The organism is Streptomyces sp. NPDC088194 (assembly GCF_040702025.1).
GTDB lineage: Bacteria > Actinomycetota > Actinomycetes > Streptomycetales > Streptomycetaceae > Actinacidiphila.
Window position 1 is genome coordinate 1 of record NZ_JBFBIV010000006.1, and the last position, 21,091, is coordinate 21,091.

Here is a 21,091-nt window from a genome sequence, read left to right on the forward strand (position 1 = left end):
CTCCCCTACGCCTCCACCCTCTGCGGCGCCTGCTACGACGTCTGCCCCGTCGCCATCGACATCCCCGAAATCCTCGTCCACCTCCGCGAACGCGTGGTCCAGGGCGGCCCAGTCACCGTGCGCGGCACCCGCACCACCATCAAACCCGCCAAGGGCCACGCGGCCGAGCGGGCCGCGATGCGCGCCGCCCGGTGGACGCTGGACCGTCCGGCGGTGTGGGGCACGACCCAGCGGATGGCCGGCGCCACCCGCCGCCTGCACCCGAGGCGGCTGCCGCTGCCCGGCCCGGCACAGGCGTGGAGCGGCAGCCGGGACCTCCCCGAGGTGCCCGCGCAGGGGTTCCGCGCCTGGTGGCAGCAGCGGGAGAAGGACGCGAAGCGCGGAAAGGGCGAGCAGAAGTGACCGACGACAACAGCAGCCGTACCGAGATCCTGCGCCGTATCCGCGCCGCGCTGACCGACGTGCCCGGCACCCCCGACGAGCGGCCGATCCTCCGGGACTACGCCGTCGTCCACGCCGAGCGCACCCCGGAGCAGAGCACCGACCTGCTCGCCGAGCACCTGTCGGACTACCGCGCCCACGTCCACCGCTGCACCGCCGCCGACCTGCCCCGTACGATCGCGGAACTGCTCACCGCACACGGCAGCCGCAGCGCCGTGGTACCACCCGCGCTGCCCGACGGATGGCTGCGGGACGCGGCGGACATCGAGATCACCGTCGGCGGTGACGACCTCGGCACGCACGAACTCGACCGCATCGACAGCGTCGTCACCTGCTGCGCACTCGCCATCGCCGAGACCGGCACCATCGTCCTGGACGCGAGCCCGGACCAGGGCCGGCGCCGGATCACGCTGGTGCCGGACCACCACGTGTGCGTCGTACGGGTACCGGAACAGGTGGTGGACTCGGTGCCGCAGGCGCTGCCCAGGCTCGACCCGGTCCGCCCGCTGACCTGGATCTCCGGCCCCTCGGCCACCAGCGACATCGAACTCGACCGCGTGGAAGGCGTACACGGCCCGCGCACCCTGGACGTCGTGCTGGTGTCGGGGGCCGAGCCGCCGGTGTCCGGGTCCGCGCCGGACTCGGCGCCCGGCTCAGCGCCGGGCTCAGTGTGAGCCGGACGCCGCCGAGCGGCTGACCTTCACGGCCCAGATGACCAGCGGCACTTGGAGCGGCAGCCGGGCGTAGGCGGCGGCCCTGAGCGGGGCGGGGCGGTGCCGCCAGTCGTAGGCCATCTTGACGTTGGCCGGGAAGACCGCGGCGAAGAGGCCGGCGGCGAGCAGGCCGCCGGTCCTGCGGGTGGCCGGCAGCGCGACGGCGGCCGCGAGCGCGACCTCGGCGACGCCGCTGGCCCGGGTCCAGTCGCGGGGGCGGCCCGGCAGGGCGGTGGGCACGATGGCGTCGAAGGGCTCGGGCCGCAGGAAGTGCAGGGCGCCGGCGGTCGCGAGCAGTCCGGCGAGCAGCGGTGCGGGGCGTATGAGCACGTGGACGGCCTCCTCGAACGGGCGGGCGATTCCCGCCGGAAGCCCACCTTACCCACGGGTAATGTCGTGTCGGCAAGCCCGCGCACCGGATTCTCAGGGCGCGATGACCGCCGGTTCGAGCGCGGCCGGGGCTCCGGCGGCCTCGTCGGCGTGCTGCTCGCCGCGCCGGCTGAGGGCCGCGTACCGCCCGTCGAGGGCGAGGAGTTCGTCGTGGGTGCCGCGTTCGACGATGCGTCCGGCGTCGAGGACGGCGATCTGGTCCGCGTCGCGGATCGTGGACAGCCGGTGGGCGATGGTGATGGTGGTGCGGCCCGCCGAGAGGGCGTCGATCGCGTCCTGGACGGCGGCCTCGGTGCGGGTGTCGAGCGCGCTGGTGGCCTCGTCCAGGATCAGCACCGGCGGGTCGCGCAGGATCGTACGGGCGATGGCCAGGCGCTGCTTCTCGCCGCCGGAGAAGCGGTAGCCGCGCTCGCCGACGAGGGTGTCGTAGCCGTCGGGCAGGCCCGCGATGTGGTCGTGGATCTGCGCGGCCCTGGCGGCGGCCTCGATCTCGGCGTCGGTGGCCTCGGGCTTGGCGAAGCGCAGGTTGTCGGCGACGGAAGCGTGGAAGAGGTAGGTCTCCTGGGAGACGACGCCGACGGCGGCCGCGAGCGTGTCGAAGCTGAGGTCGCGCACGTCGGTGCCGTCGAGGGTGACCCGGCCGCCGGTCACGTCGTACAGGCGCGGCACGAGGTAGCTGAGGGTGCTCTTGCCGGAGCCGGTCGCGCCGACCACGGCCAGGCTGCCGCCCGCGGGCAGGGTGAGGTCGATGCCGCGCAGGGTCGGCGCGGCGTGCTTGCCGCCCTCCGCCTCGTAGGCGAAGTCCACGTCCTCGAAGCGGATGTCGCCGCGGACCCGGTCGATGCGCACCGGGTCGGGGCGCTCGGTGATGTCCACCGGCAGGTCGAGGTACTCGAAGATGCGCTGGAAGAGCGCGAGCGAGGTCTGCACCTCCACGCCGGTGGCGAGCAGCTGGACGGTCGGCCGGAACAGGCCCTGCTGGAGGGTGACGAACGCGACCAGGGTGCCGATGGAGATCGCCGAGCCGGGACCGCCGCCGCCGGTGAGACCGGCCGCCCAGTACAGCAGCGCGGGCATCGCGGACATCACGATGCCGATCACGGCCATCCGCCAGCGGCCCTGCATGTTCGAGCGGACTTCGAGGTCGACCAGGCTCTCGGACTCGGTCGAGAAGTCGCGGGTCAGGGAGTCGGCCCGGCCCATGGTGCGGCCGAGCAGGATGCCGCTGACCGACAGCGACTCGGTGACGATCGCGGACAGCGTGGCCATCTGCTTCTGCCGCTTGGTGGCGATCTTCTTGCGCTCGCGGCCGACCTTGCGGGCGATCCAGACGAACACCGGCAGCAGGAGGAGCGAGACGATCGTCAGCTCCCAGTCCAGGGCGACCATGGCCACCACCGCGGCGACCACCGAGGTGAGGTTCGAGACCAGGGAGGTGGCGGTGGACGTGACGGTGGCCTGCATGCCGCCGATGTCGTTGGCGATCCTGGACTGCACCTCGCCGGTGCGGGTGCGGGTGAAGAAGGCGAGCGACATCCGCTGGAGCCGCTCGTAGACGGACGTGCGCAGGTCGTGCATGACGCGCTGGCCGACGGTGGTGGAGATCAGGGTCTGCATCACGCCGAACACGCCGTTGGCGACGGCGGTGGCGATCATGCCCAGGGCCAGCACGGCGAGCAGGCCGGTGCGGCCCTGCGGGATGGCGGTGTCGAGGATCGCGCGCAGCAGGAACGGCGAGGCGACCGACACCAGCGAGGACAGGGCGACCAGCAGGCCGACGAAGACCAGCCGGGCGCGGTAGGGGCGGAACAGGCGCATGATGCGGCGGACGTCGACGTCCGCGCGGGTGCCGGGTGCGCTCTTCGGTGGCGTCCACCGGCTGACGAGGTCGTTCTCGGGGCGCAAAGGGCTCCTCCGGGTTCGGGTACGGATACGGGCCAGGGTCCGCGTTCGGGAGACGCGAACATAGGGAGTGTAGGTCATTGTTACCTATACTCACAATGGGGTGTGTCCTGATAGCCTGAGGACATGGACCCCCGCACCACCGCGACCGCCGAGGAGAGCGCGGCCGGACAGGCTTCGCGTCCGGCGGACAGCGAGGCAGCAGCTCCGGATTCCGGCCAGGTCGCCGCGGCCGCCGGCCAGGCGCGCGACGAAGCCGCCGCCCGGGCGCTCGCGTCCGGCGCCGACGAGGTCACCGGCCGGCTCGCCGACCAGTTGCTGACGCTGAGCCGGCGGCTGCACCGCTCGCAGCGCCGGCTGATGGAGCCGCTGGGCATCACACCCGCCCAGTCCCGGCTGCTGCGCACCCTCGCGCACTGCGAGGCGCCGCCGCGGATGGCCGACCTCGCACAGCGCCTCGACGTGGTGCCGCGCGCGGTCACCACGCTGGTGGACGCGCTGGAGGAGCTGGAACTGGTCCGCAGGGTCCCCGATCCGCACAACCGGCGGGTGATCAGGATCGAGCTGCGGGAGGACGGCGCGCGGGCGCTGTCCGCGCTGCGTGGGGCGCGCCGGGCCGCCGCGGCCGAACTGCTGGCGCCGCTGGACGGCGAGCAGCGCGCCGCGCTGTCGGCGCTGCTGGACGTGCTCGGCGAGGGCGAGCCGTCAGGACACGGACACAGGCACGGGCACGAGCGCGGGCACGGTCGCCAGTAGGGAGGGACGGCGAACGGCGCGCCGCGGTGGAGACGCGGCGCGCCGTTTCGTCGGCAGCGCGTGGCTGCCTGTGCCGCTACTTCGTGATGTCGACCCCGGCGGCGTCGCTCACACCGGCGCCGTCCTTCTCACCGCCCTGGGCCGGCACCGTCGGCGTGAGCACCGCGGTGCAGGCGCTGCACCGCTTGGCCGCGGCGGGGATCGCGCTCAGGCACTCCGGGCACTCGCGGGTCGGGGCGCTCGCGGCCTTCGGGAAGAACTTCTCCTGCATGCGGTTCATCGGCAGCACGACCAGGAAGTAGATCACCGCAGCCACGATGACGAAGCTGATCGCCGCGTTGATGAACACGCCGTACGGGAAGGTGACGCCCGAGGCGTGGAAGTTCCGGTGGCTGAAATCTCCGGTGGCACCGCTCACCAGGCCGACGATCGGTGTCAGGAACGCCCCGACGAAACCGTTCACCAGCGCGGTGAAGGCCGCACCGACGACGATGCCGACCGCGAGGTCGACGACGTTGCCGCGCAGCAGAAATGCCCGAAAGCCCTTCATGTGGGGGGTCTCCTCTGGTGACCATGGTGTGGAGCCACACAGTGTGCCGTTTCCGGCCGCGGACCTGCAAAGTCGGTGTGGTTCAGGTCACTCGCACGAGTGGCGGCCGAGTTCGAAAACCGTTTGACCCGACGGCGGGGGCGCGGCGAGTCTTGCACGGCTCACGGTTGTTTCCGGCCCGATTGCGGGGGATCGCCCGGAAGACCCGGAGCGCCGTACCTCGTCCGCCGCCGCCCGGGCCGCAGTTCCGTCCGGGCTCCGACTCCTGCCCGCACGCCCGCATCCACCTCAGGACATCATGCCGTCCCTCAGCAGCATCCCCTTCGCCGACCCGGGTCGGCCCGACACCCGTTCCGGCCGACGGCTCCTGATCTGGCTGGAGTTGGGCCAGTGGCGCGGTCAGGTGGCCGCGGCCGCGTGGGGCACCCTCCATATGGCCTCGCTGGCGTGTTTCCCCGCGGTGGTCGGGGTGGCCGTGCAGGCCGTCGTGGACCGCTCGGGCACCCGGCTGGTACTGGCCGGTGTCGTGCTGCTCGTGCTCGGCCTGCTCACCGCGCTCGGCGACACCATGCTGCACCGCACCGCGGTCACCAACTGGATCAGCGCCGCCACCAGGGTGCAGCAGCTCCTCGCCGCCAAGGCGGTCGAGCTGGGCGCGATCCTGACCCGGCGGGTGGCGGCAGGAGAAGTCGTGGCGGTGAGTACCGGCGATGTCGAGAAGATCGGATGGTTCGTCGAGGCGCTGGCCCGCTTCACCTCGGCGCTGCTGGCCACCGTGGGCGTGGCCGTGGCGCTGCTGGTGTACGAACCGAAGCTCGGTGTCATGGTCGCCGCGGCCGTACCGGTGCTGGCGCTGTCCGTGCTGCCGCTGCTGCCCGCGGCCACCCGCCGCGCCGACCTCCAGCGGGAGAAGGGCGGCCGGGCCACGGAGCTGGCCGCCGACACGGTGGCGGGGCTGCGGGTGCTGCGCGGGATCGGCGGCGAGCAGCTCTTCCTCGACCGCTACCGCCGCGTGTCGCAGGAGGTGCGCCGGGCCGCCGTGCACAGCGCCCGGATGTGGGCCACCATCGCGGCCGTCCAGGTCGCGCTGCCGGGACTGCTGCTGGTCGGCGTGGCCTGGTACGGGGCGCGGCTGGCGCTGGACGGGCAGATCTCGGTCGGCCAACTGGTCACGGTCTACGGCTCGGTGTCGTTCCTGATGTTCCCGCTGCAGAACTTCGAGGAGATCGCCATGGCCTGGTCGTTCTCCAGGCCGTCGGCGAAGCGCGCCGCGCGGGTGCTGGCGCTGCGGCGGAGCGACGTCGACGGGGCGCCCGGAGAGGTGGCCGGCGGAGTGGGCGGCGGGGCGCTCGACGGCGCGGCCGGCGACCCGCTCGCGCTCAGCGGCGAGCTGTACGACCCCGCGACGGGGCTGCGCGCGCCGTCCGGGCTGCTCACGGCCGTGGTGTGCGGGGACCCGGACGCCGCGGGCCGGCTCGCCGACCGGCTGGGCGGGCACAGCCCGGTCGCCGTCGAGGGCGAGCCGTCGGCGCTGCTCGGCGGCAGGGCGCTGGACGCCGTACCCCTGGCGGTGGCCCGCTCCGCCGTACTCGTGCACGACAAGGACCCGGTGCTGCTGTCCGGCACCCTGGCCGACCTGCTCGACGTACCCGCGTCCGGGCGCGTCACCGCCCCGGCGGCGCTGGCCGCCGCGCAGTGCGCCGACGTGCTCGACGCGCTGGTGCGGTCCCTGGACGGGGCTGACGCGGACTCCGGCGACGCGATGCGGGCCCGGATCATCGAGCGCGGCCGGTCGTTGTCGGGCGGGCAGCGGCAGCGGCTCGCGCTGGCCCGTTCGCTGGTGGCCGACCCGGAGGTGCTGGTGCTCGACGAGCCGACGTCGGCGGTCGACGCGCACACCGAGGCGCGGATCGCGCACGGTCTGCGGGAGATCCGCGCCGGCCGTACCACCGTGGTGTTCACGTCGAGCCCGCTGGTGCTCGACCGTGCCGACCAGGTGGTGTTCGTCCACGACGGCACCGCGGTGGCCGCCGGTGTCCACCACGAACTGCTGCGCGCCACCCCGCTGTACCGGGCCGTGGTCACCCGTGAGGACGAGGCCCAGGGGGACGCCGCGACCGCGACCCGAGCGGAGACCGGAGCGGCGGCTCGCGCGGCGGGCGAAACCGGAACAGACGAAACCGCCAGAACCGCCGGAACCCCCGGAACCGCCGATGTCCGTGACGACATGTCGATGGAGGAGTCCGCATGATCGGCGTACGACCGCCGGAGCACGACCCCTCGATGCCGACCCGGAACAGCATCACGCTGCCGGTCGGTTCGCCCGCCACGGTGCGCGGTTACGTCCGCGAGCTGGCCCGGCGGCACCGGGGCGCGTTCGCCGTGCTGCTCGGTGTCAACACGGTCGCGGTCGTCGCGTCGATGATCGGGCCGTTCCTGCTGGGCGACCTGGTGCAGGACCTGGCCGACGGCCATCGCGACATCCATCTGACCCGTACCGTCTGCCTGTTCCTGGCCGCGCTGGCGGTGCAGGCGTGCTTCGTGCGGATGGTCCGGCTGCGCGGGGCGGTGCTGGGCGAGCGCATGCTCGCCGACCTGCGCGAGGACTTCCTGGTGCGCTCGGTCTCGCTGCCGCCGGGCGTACTGGAGCGGGCCGGCACCGGCGACCTGCTGTCGCGGATCACCACCGACATCGACCGGCTGTCGGAGGCGATGCGGGAGGCGGTGCCGCAACTCGCGATCGCCGTGGTGTGGGCGCTGCTGCTGCTCGGAGCCCTCGCGGTGACCGCGCCGCCGCTGGCGCTGGCCGTGCTGGTGGGGCTGCCGCTGCTGATCGTCGGCTGCCGCTGGTACTTCCGGCGGGCACCGGCCGCCTACCGCGCGGAGGTGGCGAGTTACGCGGCCGTCGCCGCCGCGCTCGCCGAGACCGTCGACGCCGGCCGCACCATCGAGGCGCACAGCCTGGGCGAGCGCCGGGAGGAGCTGTCCCGGACCCGGCTGCGGAACTGGGTCGGCTGGAGCCGCTACACGCTGTGGCTGCGCAGCGTGCTCTTCCCGGCGATCACCATGACCCACGTGCTGATCCTCACCTCGGTGCTGATGATCGGCGGTGGATTCGCGCTGCACGGCTGGCTGGCCGTGGGCGCGCTGACCACGGGCGCGATGTACGCGCAGATGCTGGTCGACCCGATCGGCCTGATGCTGCGCTGGTACGACGAGTTGCAGACGGCGCAGGCGTCGCTGGCCCGGCTGGTCGGGGTGCGCGAGGTCGCGGTCGACGAGGGCGACGGCGCGCTGACGCCGGACGGCCGGACCATGACCGCGGACCGGGTGCGGTTCGGCTACGTCGAGGGCACCGATGTGCTGCACGACGTGTCGCTGAACGTGCCGCCCGGCACCCGGCTGGCGCTGGTCGGGCCGTCGGGCGCGGGCAAGTCCACGCTCGGGCGGCTGCTGGCCGGGCTGTACGCGCCGCGGACCGGCGAGGTCACCCTCGGCGGGGCCGCGCTGGCCCGGATGCCCGCCGAGCGCGTGCGGGAGCACGTCGCCCTCGTCAACCAGGAGCACCACGTCTTCGTCGGCACCCTCCGCGACAACCTGCGGCTGGCCCGTCCGACGGCCGGCGACGGCGAACTGTGGGAGGCGCTGGCCGCCGTCGACGCGCAGGAGTGGGCGCGCGCGCTGGACGACGGCCTGGACACCGAGGTCGGCTCCGGCGGCTCCGTCCTGACCCCGGCGCAGGCGCAGCAACTCGCGCTCGCCCGGCTGGTGCTGGCGGACCCGCACACCCTGGTGCTCGACGAGGCGACCTCGCTGCTCGACCCGCGCGCCGCCCGCCACCTCGAACGGTCCCTGTCCCGGGTGCTGGACGGCCGTACCGTCGTGGCCATCGCCCACCGCCTGCACACCGCGCACGACGCCGATGTGATCGCCGTGGTCGAGGACGGCCGGATCAGCGAGTTGGGCAGCCACCACCAATTGGTCGAGGCGGAGGGCGCGTACGCGGCGCTGTGGCGCTCCTGGCACGGGTGAGCCTTCCACGGCGGGACGGGTGAGCCTTCCGCGGCGGGTGGAGGTGAATGTCGGCAGTGCGCGGCGCGGATGTCGCAGCGTCACGTGTCGCGACCCGTGGAGCCAGGAGGAGGTCGGTCCCCGCGGTCGTAGGCTTCCTGCGAGGCTGATACGTCGCCGAGGTGCGCGATCGACCATTCCTCCAGCGCGCGCAGCGGCCCGCGCAGGGTGCGGCCCGCCTCGGTGAGCGCGTACTCGACGCGGACCGGGACTTCGGGGTGGACGGTGCGGCGCACCAGCCCGTCCCGTTCGAGCCCGCGGAGGGTCTGGGTGAGCATCTTCTGCGAGATGCCCTCGATGCGCCGGCGCAACTCCGAGAAGCGGGCGCTGCCGTCCCAGAGGGCGCCCACGATGAGCACCGTCCAACGGTCGCCGATCCGATCCAGGATGCGGCGAGTCGGGCAGTCCGCGCGGTAGGGGCTGTCGCGGAGCATCGACTCGGCCTGGGTGGTTACCACAAAGTGCCTTCTTCCCATGGGAGAGCTGCTTTCTTACGGTAATCGCATCGCGCCGCCCGACATCACCCGTCCCGGAGAAGGGCACTTCGTGTGTCGGCGCCGTATCCGCGCCCGGCCCTCCCTGGCCACCTGACAACGTACGGAGAGACATGTCGCGCCCAGCCCGCCCGGAGGACTTCCCCCTGCCGGCCACCCGAAGCGACCTGCCGATCGTCGACTCCCACCTCTTCGACGACCTGATCCCGCCGGAGGCGGCCTTCGAGCTGACCACACCCTTACGCCGGCATCGCGAGCCCTACGTCGGCATCACCGAGAACGGCACCCCGCGCCGGGGCCTCTACCGTCTCCACCACCCGGCGGCATCCCCGAAGACCGCCGTCACGGCCGCCCGGGCCTACCTCGACGGGCTGGCGCCCCACCAGAGGGCGGTCGCCGCGCTGCCGATGGACGCCCCGGAATGGCGGTTGTGGACGAACGCGATCCCGACCTGGCACCCGAAGGGCATGCGCCTGGAGCGGCTCGCCGACCGTGACCGCGACCGCGCGCTCGCCGTCGTCGAGGCGAGCCTCAGCCCTGCCGGCTACGCCCAGGTACGAGCCGCGATGGCACTCAACGAGCACCTGGGCGAGCTCATCGACGACTACCGGGACACCCTCACCGAATTCGCCTACTGGTTCACCGTCTTCGGGACCCCTTCGGGCGACTCCCCGTGGGGGTGGCAGCTGATGGGGCATCACGTGGACCTGCACTGCGTCTTCGTCGGAGGGCAGGTGGTTCTCGCCCCCGTGTTCCTCGGCGCCGAGCCGACATCCGGGACGGGACGGTTCGCGGGCATCACGGCTTTCGGCGACGAGACGGAGGTCGCCCTTTCCTTCCGCCGCGCCCTGGACCCCGACCGGGAGGGCGAGTTCCTGATGGGTCCCTCGCTTCGCGCGGAGGACCTTCCGCCCGAACTCGCCGGCCCGTGGAAGGGCCGGCATCTCGCCGGCGCGGGCAGTGACAACCTCATCCTGGCTCCCGAGGGGATCGTCGCCGCAAGCCTGCCGGCCGACCAGCGTGACGCTCTGGTGGAGCTGATCCGGGTCTATCTCGACCGTCTCCCGCAGCCCCAGGCCGAGCGCACCCTGGCGCTCGTCCGTGAGCACTTCGACGAGACGCGGTTCGCCTGGCGCGGCGGCCACGACGACGAGTGCGCCTTCTACTACCGGATTCACTCACCCGTGCTCCTGGTCGAGTACGACAACCATCCCGGTGTCTTCCTCGCCAACCCCGAGCCCGCCCGCTTCCACGTCCACACCATCGTGCGAGCCCCCAACGGCAACGACTACGGACGTGATCTCCTCGCCCATCACTACCGGCTCCACCACGGCGGTTGACCGGGGCGGAACGGAGACCAGTCCCTGGCGGCCGGGCTACCGCCGTTCCCCGGCCGCCAGCCGGTGAAGCGTCCACCCGCGCCCCCGCGGATCGAGCGGCCGGGTGGCGGCGGTGAAGACCTCCGCGGCGCGGCGGTTGATCCCGCACCTCACCCGCGGTGCGGCGCTGTCCGACGCCAACGCCCTGCTCGGCATGGCCGCGTCCGCGACGTCCATCGCAGGCCCGATGCTCGCCGGCGTCCTGACCGCGGTCAGCGGCCCGTCCTGCGTACTCGCCCTGGACGCGGCCGGCTACGCCGTCAGCGTCGTCGGGCTCCTCCTGCTGCCGCGTGCGGCCCCGCCGCCCGAACCCGCCGCGTCCTTCACGGCGGCCCCGCGGAGCCGCCGGCCGATGAGGAGGCGGCCGGCCGAACTAGCCGAACAGCCCGAGGGCGCCGACGGCGCAGGCGCCGCCCGCCACGAAGAACACCGGGGTGAGGATCTTGATCTCCACCCAGCTCCCGGCCCGGAAGCGCATGAACTTCGGCGGACCCAGCGGGTGCCAGCGCCTGCGGCCGACGGGTATCGGCCACAGAATCGGGCAGCCGGAGACGGTCAGCGCGTCGCCGAGGCAGTGCACCAGCGCGCCGAGCACGATCGGCATGCCGATCCACATGTAGTGCTGGCCGGGCTCGGTGAACAGCCACGCCTTGCCGTTGCCCGGGTCGTCCAGCACGTCGGCGAGCATCCACGCGCTCGTCGCACCCAGCAGCCACACCAGGACGTGGCTGGAGGCGCGTGCCTGCCGCCACAGCAGGCCGTCCACCGCGAGCACCATGTGCACGAAGAGGATCGCCAGCACCGCCCACCGGCCACCGTAGACGGCCAGCGCCGAGAAACCGACGCCGAGCAGCGCCGCCCACAGCCAGGTGTGGGTCAAGGTCCGGTGGCCGCCGGCCCGGCGGGGGTCGCCACTCTTCCGGGTCGCCTTGTAGGTGACGTGGGAGAGCGAGTCGATGAACTTGCAGGCCAGGTGGGACAGCGGACCGAAGGCCCGGGAGATGGTCGCCGCCTGGTGGTCCAGGTCGGGCGCGAGGGCCGCACCCGCACAGATCAGCGCACCCACCACGAGAGTCGGCCACGGCATCGGATCGCCGAGGCCGGCCGCGATGGCGCCGACACCCAACCAGGCCGTCGCTCCCGACAGCGAGTGTGCTGGTCCCATCATGGTCTGGCGATACCCCCGATTCGGCCGCCCACAGGCGGAGTTGACACGTGGCCGACGCCACACCCTACCCGTGGTGATCATCGGCTTCACCGCCGGTTCCGCCCTTGGGCGTCCGGACGGGCAAGATGGAGGGGTGACCCTTATCGATCAGCTCCCTTCCGAAGCCGACCCCGATGCCCTCTTCGAAGCGTTCTCGACGTGGGCCGAGGGCCAGGGCATCGCCCTCTACCCGGCCCAGGAGGAGGCGCTGATCGAGGTGGTCTCGGGGGCGAACGTGATCCTCTCCACCCCCACCGGCTCCGGAAAGAGCCTGGTGGCGGCGGGTGCGCACTTCGCCGCGCTGGCCCGCGACGAGGTCACCTTCTACACCGCGCCGATCAAGGCGCTGGTCTCCGAGAAGTTCTTCGACCTGTGCAAGATGTTCGGCACCGAGAACGTCGGCATGCTCACCGGCGACGCCTCGGTCAACCCGGACGCCCCGGTGATCTGCTGCACCGCCGAGGTGCTCGCCTCGATCGCGCTGCGCGACGGGCGGACCGCCGACGTCGGCCAGGTCGTCATGGACGAGTTCCACTTCTACGCCGAACCGGACCGTGGCTGGGCGTGGCAGATCCCGCTGCTGGAGCTGCCGCAGGCGCAGTTCGTGCTGATGTCGGCGACGCTCGGCGACGTGGCCCGGTTCGAGGAGGACCTGACCCGGCGCACCGGGCGTCCCACCGCGGTGGTCAGGTCCGCGACCCGGCCGGTGCCGCTGAGCTACGAGTACCGCACCACGCCGCTGACCGAGACCCTCACCGAGCTGCTGGAGACCCGCCAGTCGCCGGTGTACATCGTGCACTTCACGCAGGCCGCCGCGGTGGAACGGGCGCAGGCGCTGATGAGCATCAACATGTGCACACGCGCCGAGAAGGACGCCATCGCCGAGCTGATCGGCAACTTCCGCTTCACCACCGCCTTCGGCCGCAACCTCTCCCGCTACGTGCGGCACGGCATCGGGGTGCACCACGCGGGGATGCTGCCGAAGTACCGCCGGCTGGTGGAGAAGCTGGCGCAGGCCGGGCTGCTGAAGGTGATCTGCGGCACCGACACCCTCGGCGTCGGCGTCAACGTGCCGATCCGCACGGTGCTGTTCACCGCGCTGACGAAGTACGACGGGCAGCGGGTGCGGGTGCTGCGGGCCCGGGAGTTCCACCAGATCGCCGGGCGGGCCGGGCGGGCCGGCTTCGACACCGCCGGGTTCGTGGTGGCGCAGGCTCCCGAGTACGTGATCGAGAACGAGAAGGCGCTGGCCAAGGCCGGCGACGACCCGAAGAAGCGCCGCAAGGTGGTGCGCAAGAAGGCACCGGAGGGGTTCGTCGGCTGGGGGCAGAACACCTTCGAGAAGCTGATCGCCTCCGAGCCTGAGGCGCTGACCTCCCGCTTCCGGGTCACGCACGCGATGCTGCTGTCGGTGATCGCCCGGCCGGGCAACGCCTTCGACGCGATGCGGCACCTGCTGGAGGACAACCACGAGGACCGCAGGTCCCAGCTCCGGCACATCCGGCGGGCCATCGCGATCTACCGCTCGCTGCTCGACGGCGGTGTGGTGGAACGCCTCGACGAGCCGGACGCCGAGGGCAGGATCGTCCGGCTCACCGTCGACCTCCAGCAGGACTTCGCGCTCAACCAGCCGCTGTCCACCTTCGCGCTCGCGTCCTTCGAGCTCCTCGACCCCGACTCCCCCTCCTACGCCCTGGACATGGTCTCCGTGGTGGAGTCCACCCTCGACGACCCCCGCCAGATCCTCGCCGCCCAGCAGAACAAGGCGCGCGGCGAGGCGATCGCCGAGATGAAGGCCGACGGGGTGGAGTACGAGGAGCGGATGGAGCGGATTCAGGACGTCTCCTACCCCAAGCCGCTGGAGGAGCTGCTCCTGCACGCCTACGGCGTGTACCGCAAGAGCCACCCGTGGGTCGGCGACCACCCGCTGTCGCCGAAGTCCGTCATCCGCGACATGTACGAGCGGGCCATGACCTTCTCGGAGTTCGTCTCCAACTACGAGCTGGCCAGGACCGAGGGCATCGTGCTGCGCTACCTGGCCGGCGCCTACAAGGCGCTGGACCACACCGTGCCCGACGACCTGAAGTCGGAGGACTTCCAGGACCTCACGGCCTGGCTCGGCGAGCTGGTGCGGCAGGTCGACTCCAGCCTGCTCGACGAGTGGGAGCAACTGGCCAACCCCGAGGTGGAGAGCGCCGAGGAGGCCGCCGAGCGCGCCGACCAGGTCAAGCCGGTGACCGCCAATGCCCGTGCCTTCCGGGTGCTGGTCCGCAACGCCCTCTTCCGCCGGGTCGAGCTGGCGGCGCTGGAGAAGTACCACCAGCTCGGCGAGCTGGACGCCGAGTCCGGGTGGGACGCTGACGCCTGGGCCGACGCCATGGACGCCTACTGGGACGAGTACGACGACCTCGGTACCGGGCCGGACGCCCGTGGGCCGAAGCTGCTGCTCATCGAGGAACAGCCGGAGCACGGCCTGTGGCGGGTCCGGCAGACCTTCGCCGACCCCAACGGCGATCATGGCTGGGGCATTTCGGCGGAGGTGGACCTGGCGGCCTCCGACGAGGAGAGCCGCGCGGTGGTCCGGGTCACCGACGTCGGCGAACTGTGAGGGCCGCCGCGCACCCCACCACCAGCCGTACCCCCAGTACCCGCACTCGCATCCGCTGACCGGTTTCTGCGCCCCAGCAGCCGCAGCAGCCCCCGCAGGCCCGGCCGGCCGTCGTCGCCAGAACCGTCCGGCCGGGCCGGGCCGGCGGCGCCGTCGACACCGGCGCGTTCCGCGCCATCCGCGCCTTCCCCGACCTCAGCGGCAAGCTCGTCCGGCAGCGGAAGCGGGCGCGGAACCAGCGGCGCCGTGGCAGACAGTGGCACGGGCCATGACGCAGGCTCCGCAGCGAGTTCCGCGGCGGCGCCGACGGCCCGGCCCGGTGCCGGCCGCAGTTCCCTTGCCCGGCCGAGCGCGTCGGCCAGGGCCACGAGGGCCAGCGCGATCTCGTCCGGATGGTCGGCGGTGCTGATCACCTTGATCTGCTCGGGCGTGGCCAGACCGGGACGGCCAGGTGGCAGGGCCGCCCGCAGTTTGCGCAGATGCGCGCGTTCGTAAGGGTCGGGCAACGCGCTGTCGACGAGCTCCGGCCCGAGCAGCGCCGACCACACGGCGGCTTCGTCCCACGCGTCGTAGGTGTCGCGCACGAGTTGGGCGACACGGCGGGAACGCCAACCGCGGGCCCGCTCGTCCTCACCGTCGGCCACCGCCGCCCGCAGCCCCTCGGGCAGGGGGCCGCTCAACAGCGCCGGGCAGCGCTCGGCGAGCACCGGAAGGTCCCGGGCCAGGTACATCCACACCAGCGCGTGATATCGGTTCACATACCAGCGGACCGGGCGGATGTGCCCCACCCTGGCCAGCCGGACGAACCGCTCCCGGCCCACACCGAGTTCCTTCGCCGCCTCGGCGCTGCCGACCAGCCTGATCCGGTCGAGCAGGGGCAGCGGGTGGCCGTCCTCGGCGACGAGCCGGTCCACCTCGTCCGATCTGACCTTCCAACTGCGCGAGCCGCAGGCGACGGTGGGGACCTCCCCGATCTGCACGGCGAGGTCGAACTCGTCGTAGTCAAGGCCGAGCGCGTCCCGGGCGCGGGCGAGCGTCATCAAGGGGCCGTCCGGCACCTCCGGGGGCGGGCCGTCCGCCACGAGCCGGTCCTGCCGCACCCGCTCCGGCCCACCGCGGTCCGGCCCGACGCTCTCCGGCCCCGCCCCGCCCGGTCCACCCGCCCCGCCCGGTCCATCAGGTCCACCGCGAACCGGACCACCGTGGCCCGGAAGTCCACGGTCCACACGGCGCCGATCCTGCTTCGACCGCGCGACCCGCGCCCGGTCCGCGCCCGCCCGTCCGACCCGTTCCTGCCGCTGCTGCCGCTGCTGCGTCGCACCCATGTCCATCACCTTCCGCGAAGCTCGATCACTGACAGTGACCAAACTAGCGCGAAAGGCCGGCACCCCGCGGAGAGCCTGTGGATAACTCCGAAAACAGGACGAACCCGCAGGTCAGGCGCGTGTCGTTCCGGACTGCCGAGGTGCGACACCGAGATGTTCGCCGACCCGCCGCACCAGCCGGGTCATCTCGTACGCGACCTGGCCGATGTCCGCGTCCATCCCGCTGAGCACCGACAGGCAACTGCCGTCGCCCGCCGCCGTGACGAAGAGGAAACCCTCCTCGAACTCGATCATGGTCTGCCGCACCCCGCCGGTGCCGAACTGCCGGCCGGCGCCCTTGGCGAGGCTGTGGAAACCCGATGACACAGCGGCCAGGTGCTCGGCGGTCGGCCGGTCGAGATCACCGCTGGCACCCGTGACCAGGCCGTCGTTGGACAGCACGAGCGCGTGCTGCACGTGCGGCACCCGCTTGGTCAGGTCATCGAGCAGCCATGCGAGCCCGTTGCCCACCGTCATGGCCTACCTCCCGTCTCCGCTGCGCTACGCAGCCTGGTACGCCGGGCACGCGAGGGCAAGCCCCTCCCGGTGGCGAGCACGATCGGACGGGAGTTCGCCCGGCCGCGGACGGACGGAATCAGCCACCGCGCGGGGCGTACATGATCACGCCGACCCCGACGAGGCAGACCACCGCGCCGATCACGTCGAAGCGGTCCGGCCGGTAGCCGTCGAGGATCATGCCCCACACCAGCGATCCCGCGACGAACACCCCGCCGTACGCCGCCAGGATGCGCCCGAAGTCCCCGCTCGGCTGGAGCGTCGCGACGAATCCGTAGCAGCCGAGGGAGACGACACCCGCGGCGATCCAGCCGATTCCGCGGTGCTCGCGCAAGCCCTGCCAGATCAGCCACGCGCCGCCGATCTCCAGAACGGCGGCCAGCAGGAACAATGCGACGGAGCGCAGCGTGATCATGCGACCATGATGCATGGCCGGAATGGAGCGCGGAAACGAGCAGGTGCGGGAGTTCTTCGCGGCACGGGCCGCCGGCTGGGAAGGTCGTTTTCCCGGCGACGGCCCGGCGTTCGCGGCCGTGGTCGCCGAGTTGGAACCGCGGCAGGGCGACACGGTGCTCGACGCGGGATGCGGTACGGCGCGTGCGCTGCCGCAGTTGCGGACCGCGGTCGGCCCCGAGGGCGTCGTCGTCGGCGTGGACCTGACCTCCGAGATGCTGCGGGAGGCCGTGTCGCTCGGCCGCCGGGCGCATGGGGTGCTGGTCGAAGCCGACTGCGGGCGCCTGCCGTTGGCGGCGGGCACGTTCGACGCCGTGCTCGCCTCGGGGCTGGTGCACCACCTCCCCGACCCCGCCGCCGGCCTGCGCGAACTCGCCCGCGTGACCAAGCCGGGCGGCCGTCTCGCGCTCTTCCACCCGCTCGGCCGCGCCGCCCTCGCCGCCCGCCACGGCCGCCCGCTCTCGCCCGACGACATGCGCGCCCAGCCCCGACTCGGCCGGCTGCTCGCCAGCACCGGGTGGGAACTGCTGCTCCTCGACGACTCCGACGCGCGCTATCTGGCGCTGGCGGTCAGGAAGCCCTGAACGACCGGGCGGAACCTCCCGCGGCGAAGCCGCTGTTCACCGCCGCCGCACCCCCGACCGCACCGCATGCCCCGACCGCGCGGCACGCCCCGACCCCGGCGCCCGGCGGACATCGGTATGGGTGGGGTCCTCGCAGGCGAGCGCCCTCTCGACCGGCACGCCCGTGGCCGCCGCGTGTACGAGCCGTTCCCGGACCTCGCGCGGGGTGCGCGGACGGTATCCGGGCCCGTCCAGGCAGCACATGCAGGTGGGCGCGAACCGGAGCCCCGCGGCCAGCACGGCGGCCAGGGCGCGCCAACCGGCGGTGTCCCGCTTGCGCGGCACGGCGAGTTGCGCGCCCGCGTCCACGAGCGCGCCGCCGCAGCGCGGACAGACGTCCCCGCGAACGCCGTTGCCCTGCTTCTTCCACGAAGCGCGGCACGACACGCAGACGAAGTGGGAGCGCATGATCCGGGCCATGGCCGCGATCGTAGGCGCCAACTCCCCCCTGCTGCCAACGATTTGCGTCGAGCACGCGCCTTCCTGCGCGTCACCGGAAGGCCGCACGCACGTTTTCCTCACTTCCAGGCCCCTCGACGCGGAGGTTACCCGCTGGTTAGGGTGCGGCGGACCGGGCGGTGACAGGGAGGCAGGGATGGACGGCAACGCGCAGGACACGCCGGAGGAGGACGCGCTGCTTGTGCTGACGGCGGCGATGCTGACGCCGGGCGGTTTCCCTGGGGTGCTGGGCGACGACTACCCCGCGGCATGCTTGCGTTTGGGGCTCGAACCGCTGGCCGGCGGCTACGGGCTGGTGTTCGGTCAGGACTCCGCCGGGGCGCGCTGGACCGTGGCCACGACCGACGCCGCGATGGTCGCGTGCGCGCTCGCCGCGTGGGACTGCGGACTCGAGTACGACCTGTCGCCGGACGAGAGCACCATGGTCGCGTCCCTCCCGGGTTGGCCGCTGCCGGTCGCCGTCGCGGCGCCGGGCGTCCCCGCGCCGCACGACCCCGACGAGACGGCCGGCGCGGGTCCCGCTCTCGCCCCGCCCGACACATCGGTGTGGGGGCCGCAGCAACGGCGGTTGGGCGCCGACGAGATAGCGATCCGTTGGCGCGAATGGCGCGACCAGATCGGCTCCGCCGCCGAGAACACCGCGGACGCGGACACCAGCGGCGACGCCCCCGCCACGAAGGCACCCGACGCACCCGCCGCACCCGCCGCACCCGAGAGCAGCCACGCACCCGCCACGCGTACCGGCACCGCCACCGACACCGACGTGGAGACCCCCGTCCCCGCCCTCTCCCACGACGGGGTCCGGCGAGCCCTGGAAAGCGCCGAGGCGTACACCCGCGAGCCCCCTCCGCCCGGCCGGGTCCGCACCACGTACGGGGCGGTGCGCGCCGACGGGCCCGGCTGGAGCCTGGTGGCCAGGACGGACGACATGGCGTTCGTGCTGCTGGACGACGCGCCCGGCGAGGTCCTGCCGGTGGGGCGCGGTCCGGCGTTGCCGCCGCTGCTCGAAGCCCTCGGCCGGCTCGCCACCGCCGAGGTCAGGTCGGGCTGACGCCCCGGGTGTCGGCGCCGCCCGCCGTGCGCGCGATGTCGGCGGCCACCGTGTCCGCCGCCTTGCGCGCGGCGACCAGCACGGGGTCCCACACCGGCGAGAACGGCGGGGCGTAGCCGAGGTCGAGATCGACCATCCGCCCGACGGTCATCCCCGCGGTGAGCGCGACCGCACCGACGTCCACGCGCTTGGCGGCGCCCTCCCCGCCGACGATCTGGAGGCCGAGCAGCCGTCCTGTGCCGCGCTCGGCGAGCATCTTGACGGTCATCAAGGCCGCCTGGGGGTAGTACCCGGCACGGCTGGTGGACTCGATGACCGCACTGACGAAGTCGAGGCCCGCGGCCCTGGCCTGGGACTCCTTGAGGCCGGTCCTGGCGATCTCCACGTCGCACACCTTGCTGACGGCGGTGCCGACCACACCGGGGAACGTGGCGTAGCCACCGCCGATGTTGGTGCCGATGATCCGGCCGTGTTTGTTGGCGTGGGTGCCCAGCGCGATGTGCTGCCAGGCGCCGGAGACGAGGTTGAGCACTTCGACGCAGTCCCCGCCGGCCCAGATCCGCTCGGTGTCGCGCACCCGCATCGAACGGTCGGTGAGCAGCCCGCCATGCGTTCCCAGCGGGAGTCCCGCGTCGCGGGCGAGCGCGGTGTTCGGCCGGACGCCGAGGCCGAGGACGACCAGGTCGGCGGGGTACTCCGCGTCGTCGGTGGCGACGGCGCGGGCCCGCCCGTCGGCGCCGGTGAGCACCTCGCGGGCGGCGGCGCCGGAGACGACGGTGACGCCGAGTCCTTCGAGGGCCTTGCGCACCAGACGCCCCATGTCGGGGTCCAGTGTGGTCATCGGCTGCGGGTTGCGGTCGACGAGGGTGACGTCGAGGCCGTGCCGCAGCATCGCCTCGGCCATCTCGACGCCGATGTAGCCGCCGCCGACCACCACGGCCCGCCGCACCCCGTCGCGGTCCAGGCCGCGCAGTACGGCCTCGCCGTCGTCCAGGGTCTGCACCCCGAAGACACCGGGCGCGTCGATGCCCGGGATCGGCGGCCGTACGGGCAGCGCACCGGTGGCGATCACCAGATGGTCGTAGCCCGTCCACCGCTCGCGGCCGTCGGCGTCGCGCACCAGGACACGGGCGCCGTCGCGGTCGATCTCCGTCACCTCGGTGCCCAGGCGTACGTCGATACCGCGGTCGCGGTGCTCGGCGGCGGTGCGGGCGACCAGCGCGTCGGGGCCGGTGGTGTCGCCGGCGATCCAGTACGGGATGCCGCAGGCGCTGTAGGAGACGTGCCGGCCGCGCTCGAATGCGACGATCTCCAGGTCGTCGGCCGGCCTGCGGCGACGGGCCTGGGAGGCGGCGGACATGCCGGTGGCGTCGCCACCGACGACTACGAGGCGTTCGGTCATGGGGCGAAGGGTGCCTCTCGTCCGAGGGCCTGCGCGTCGGGGACCTGTCCGTCGGGGACCTGTCCGCCGAGGACCGGCCCGTCGAGAGTCCGCGCTCCGGGCGCCTGACTCTCCAGGGCGGCTCCTTCGGGGGCGGCGAGCTCGTCCCTGGCCGCCATGAGGGCGAAGCCGAGCAGGTTCAGGCCGCGCCAGGCGTCGGGGCGCTCGGCGCGGTCGTCGTCGGCGGCCAGGCCGATACCCCAGACCCGGTCCAGCGGGCTGGCCTCGACCAGCACCCGGCGGGCCGTACCGAGCAGGTAGGCCCGCAGGTCGGGGTGCTGGCCGAACTTGTGCACGCTGCCCGCGACGACCAGAGCGAAGCGCTCCCGCTCCCACACCGCCTCGTCGAAGCCGCGGACGCTTCGGCCCACGGACTTCGCGGACTTCGGGTGGCCGGCGGCGACCGCGCGGCGCGCCGCGTCCTCGTCGCCGAACAGCCGGGCCTTGCCCGCCATCATCCAGTGCTCGGCGGTGGCATAGGTGACGCCGTCCACCGTGAAGGGGGCCGGCCACCACTGGCTGAGGCAGCCCGGGCCGACGCTGCCGTCGCGCTGCGGGCGGTGGCCCCAGAAGTGCAGGTACTTCACCCGGGTGCCGGATGCCACAAGGGCGGCCAGTTCGGGGACGGAGCGCACGGCGCCGGCCTTGGACACCGGGGGGCGCCCCGGAGCGG

Annotated in this window: 20 protein-coding genes; 9 read left to right on the forward strand and 11 right to left on the reverse strand. The window is 73.1% G+C overall.

The features are described from left to right. Together AB0399_RS04350 and AB0399_RS04355 are read left to right on the forward strand one after the other, a co-directional pair. Positions 1-402: lactate utilisation protein LutB domain-containing protein (locus AB0399_RS04350; RefSeq protein ID WP_366410179.1), on the forward strand; the 402-nt coding region annotated here is incomplete at its 5' end. After that, positions 399-1,115, forward strand: a complete 717-nt coding sequence (locus AB0399_RS04355) for a lactate utilization protein C (RefSeq protein WP_366410180.1) — start codon at positions 399-401, stop codon at positions 1,113-1,115. The genes AB0399_RS04350 and AB0399_RS04355, both read left to right, overlap by 4 nt. On the opposite strand, the gene AB0399_RS04360 is transcribed toward AB0399_RS04355, so the two are convergent. Together AB0399_RS04360 and AB0399_RS04365 are read right to left on the reverse strand one after the other, a co-directional pair. Then, positions 1,107-1,484: a hypothetical protein gene (locus AB0399_RS04360; RefSeq protein ID WP_366410181.1), complete on the reverse strand. Its 378-nt coding sequence runs from the start codon at positions 1,482-1,484 to the stop codon at positions 1,107-1,109. The genes AB0399_RS04355 and AB0399_RS04360 overlap by 9 nt on opposite strands. Positions 1,485-1,577: 93 nt before the next feature. Then, positions 1,578-3,362, reverse strand: a complete 1,785-nt coding sequence (locus AB0399_RS04365) for an ABC transporter ATP-binding protein (protein ID WP_329373699.1) — start codon at positions 3,360-3,362, stop codon at positions 1,578-1,580. Between the two features lie 210 nt (positions 3,363-3,572). Here AB0399_RS04365 and AB0399_RS04370 point away from each other — a divergent pair, with 210 nt between their 5' ends. Further along, the gene (locus AB0399_RS04370) at positions 3,573-4,202 is read left to right on the forward strand and encodes a MarR family transcriptional regulator (protein WP_366410182.1); all 630 of its coding nucleotides are present in this window, start codon (positions 3,573-3,575) and stop codon (positions 4,200-4,202) included. A gap of 76 nt (positions 4,203-4,278) precedes the next feature. Here the strand turns inward: AB0399_RS04370 and mscL are convergent, their stop codons facing one another. Beyond that, on the reverse strand, positions 4,279-4,752 hold the full coding sequence (mscL, locus tag AB0399_RS04375; protein WP_329362564.1) for a large conductance mechanosensitive channel protein MscL: 474 nt from the start codon (positions 4,750-4,752) through the stop codon (positions 4,279-4,281). Positions 4,753-5,050: 298 nt separating this feature from the next. On the opposite strand from mscL, the gene AB0399_RS04380 reads away from it, so the two are divergent. Both AB0399_RS04380 and AB0399_RS04385 read left to right on the forward strand, forming a co-directional pair. Further along, positions 5,051-7,003 carry an ABC transporter ATP-binding protein gene (locus AB0399_RS04380; protein ID WP_366410183.1) on the forward strand — a complete coding sequence of 651 codons (1,953 nt, stop codon included), beginning with the start codon at positions 5,051-5,053 and terminating at the stop codon, positions 7,001-7,003. Beyond that, positions 7,000-8,784, forward strand: coding sequence for an ABC transporter ATP-binding protein (locus tag AB0399_RS04385; RefSeq protein WP_366410184.1), 1,785 nt, complete (start codon positions 7,000-7,002; stop codon positions 8,782-8,784). Before AB0399_RS04380 ends, AB0399_RS04385 begins: the two co-directional genes overlap by 4 nt. Positions 8,785-8,864: 80 nt before the next feature. On the opposite strand, the gene AB0399_RS04390 is transcribed toward AB0399_RS04385, so the two are convergent. Continuing rightward, positions 8,865-9,281: a helix-turn-helix domain-containing protein gene (locus AB0399_RS04390; RefSeq protein WP_366410185.1), complete on the reverse strand. Its 417-nt coding sequence runs from the start codon at positions 9,279-9,281 to the stop codon at positions 8,865-8,867. 149 nt (positions 9,282-9,430) lie between these two features. Here AB0399_RS04390 and AB0399_RS04395 point away from each other — a divergent pair, with 149 nt between their 5' ends. Next, the gene (locus AB0399_RS04395) at positions 9,431-10,657 is read left to right on the forward strand and encodes a DUF3500 domain-containing protein (protein ID WP_366410186.1); all 1,227 of its coding nucleotides are present in this window, start codon (positions 9,431-9,433) and stop codon (positions 10,655-10,657) included. 412 nt (positions 10,658-11,069) lie between these two features. Here AB0399_RS04395 and AB0399_RS04400 read toward each other — a convergent pair whose 3' ends face one another. Continuing rightward, positions 11,070-11,864 (reverse strand): metal-dependent hydrolase, encoded by a 795-nt coding sequence (locus AB0399_RS04400; protein ID WP_329362576.1) that lies wholly within the window; start codon positions 11,862-11,864, stop codon positions 11,070-11,072. Positions 11,865-11,997: 133 nt separating this feature from the next. Between AB0399_RS04400 and AB0399_RS04405 the strand changes: the two genes are divergently transcribed. Beyond that, on the forward strand, positions 11,998-14,511 hold the full coding sequence (locus AB0399_RS04405; RefSeq protein WP_329362578.1) for a DUF3516 domain-containing protein: 2,514 nt from the start codon (positions 11,998-12,000) through the stop codon (positions 14,509-14,511). On the opposite strand, the gene AB0399_RS04410 is transcribed toward AB0399_RS04405, so the two are convergent. The 3 genes from AB0399_RS04410 to AB0399_RS04420 form a co-directional block, all read right to left on the reverse strand. Then, complete coding sequence (locus AB0399_RS04410) at positions 14,418-15,593, reverse strand: DUF6397 family protein (RefSeq protein ID WP_366410187.1); 1,176 nt, start codon at positions 15,591-15,593, stop codon at positions 14,418-14,420. The two genes, AB0399_RS04405 and AB0399_RS04410, sit on opposite strands and share 94 nt — an antisense overlap. 354 nt (positions 15,594-15,947) lie before the next feature. Beyond that, a complete protein-coding gene (locus tag AB0399_RS04415; RefSeq protein ID WP_329362581.1) occupies positions 15,948-16,352 on the reverse strand; it encodes a roadblock/LC7 domain-containing protein in 405 nt (134 codons plus the stop codon). A gap of 118 nt (positions 16,353-16,470) precedes the next feature. Beyond that, entirely contained in the window at positions 16,471-16,806 is a 336-nt protein-coding gene (locus AB0399_RS04420; RefSeq protein WP_328472085.1) for a YnfA family protein, read from the reverse strand. A gap of 13 nt (positions 16,807-16,819) precedes the next feature. On the opposite strand from AB0399_RS04420, the gene AB0399_RS04425 reads away from it, so the two are divergent. Continuing rightward, on the forward strand, positions 16,820-17,428 hold the full coding sequence (locus AB0399_RS04425; protein WP_366410188.1) for a class I SAM-dependent methyltransferase: 609 nt from the start codon (positions 16,820-16,822) through the stop codon (positions 17,426-17,428). A gap of 36 nt (positions 17,429-17,464) precedes the next feature. On the opposite strand, the gene AB0399_RS04430 is transcribed toward AB0399_RS04425, so the two are convergent. After that, positions 17,465-17,887, reverse strand: a complete 423-nt coding sequence (locus tag AB0399_RS04430) for a hypothetical protein (protein WP_366410189.1) — start codon at positions 17,885-17,887, stop codon at positions 17,465-17,467. 175 nt (positions 17,888-18,062) lie between these two features. Between AB0399_RS04430 and AB0399_RS04435 the strand changes: the two genes are divergently transcribed. Continuing rightward, entirely contained in the window at positions 18,063-18,977 is a 915-nt protein-coding gene (locus AB0399_RS04435) for a hypothetical protein (RefSeq protein WP_366410190.1), read from the forward strand. Here the strand turns inward: AB0399_RS04435 and AB0399_RS04440 are convergent. Further along, positions 18,964-20,379 carry an FAD-dependent oxidoreductase gene (locus tag AB0399_RS04440; protein WP_366410191.1) on the reverse strand — a complete coding sequence of 472 codons (1,416 nt, stop codon included), beginning with the start codon at positions 20,377-20,379 and terminating at the stop codon, positions 18,964-18,966. The genes AB0399_RS04435 and AB0399_RS04440 overlap by 14 nt on opposite strands. Further along, a complete protein-coding gene (locus tag AB0399_RS04445) occupies positions 20,376-21,053 on the reverse strand; it encodes an NADAR family protein (RefSeq protein WP_366410269.1) in 678 nt (225 codons plus the stop codon). Before AB0399_RS04445 ends, AB0399_RS04440 begins: the two co-directional genes overlap by 4 nt. Positions 21,054-21,091: the final 38 nt, after the last annotated feature.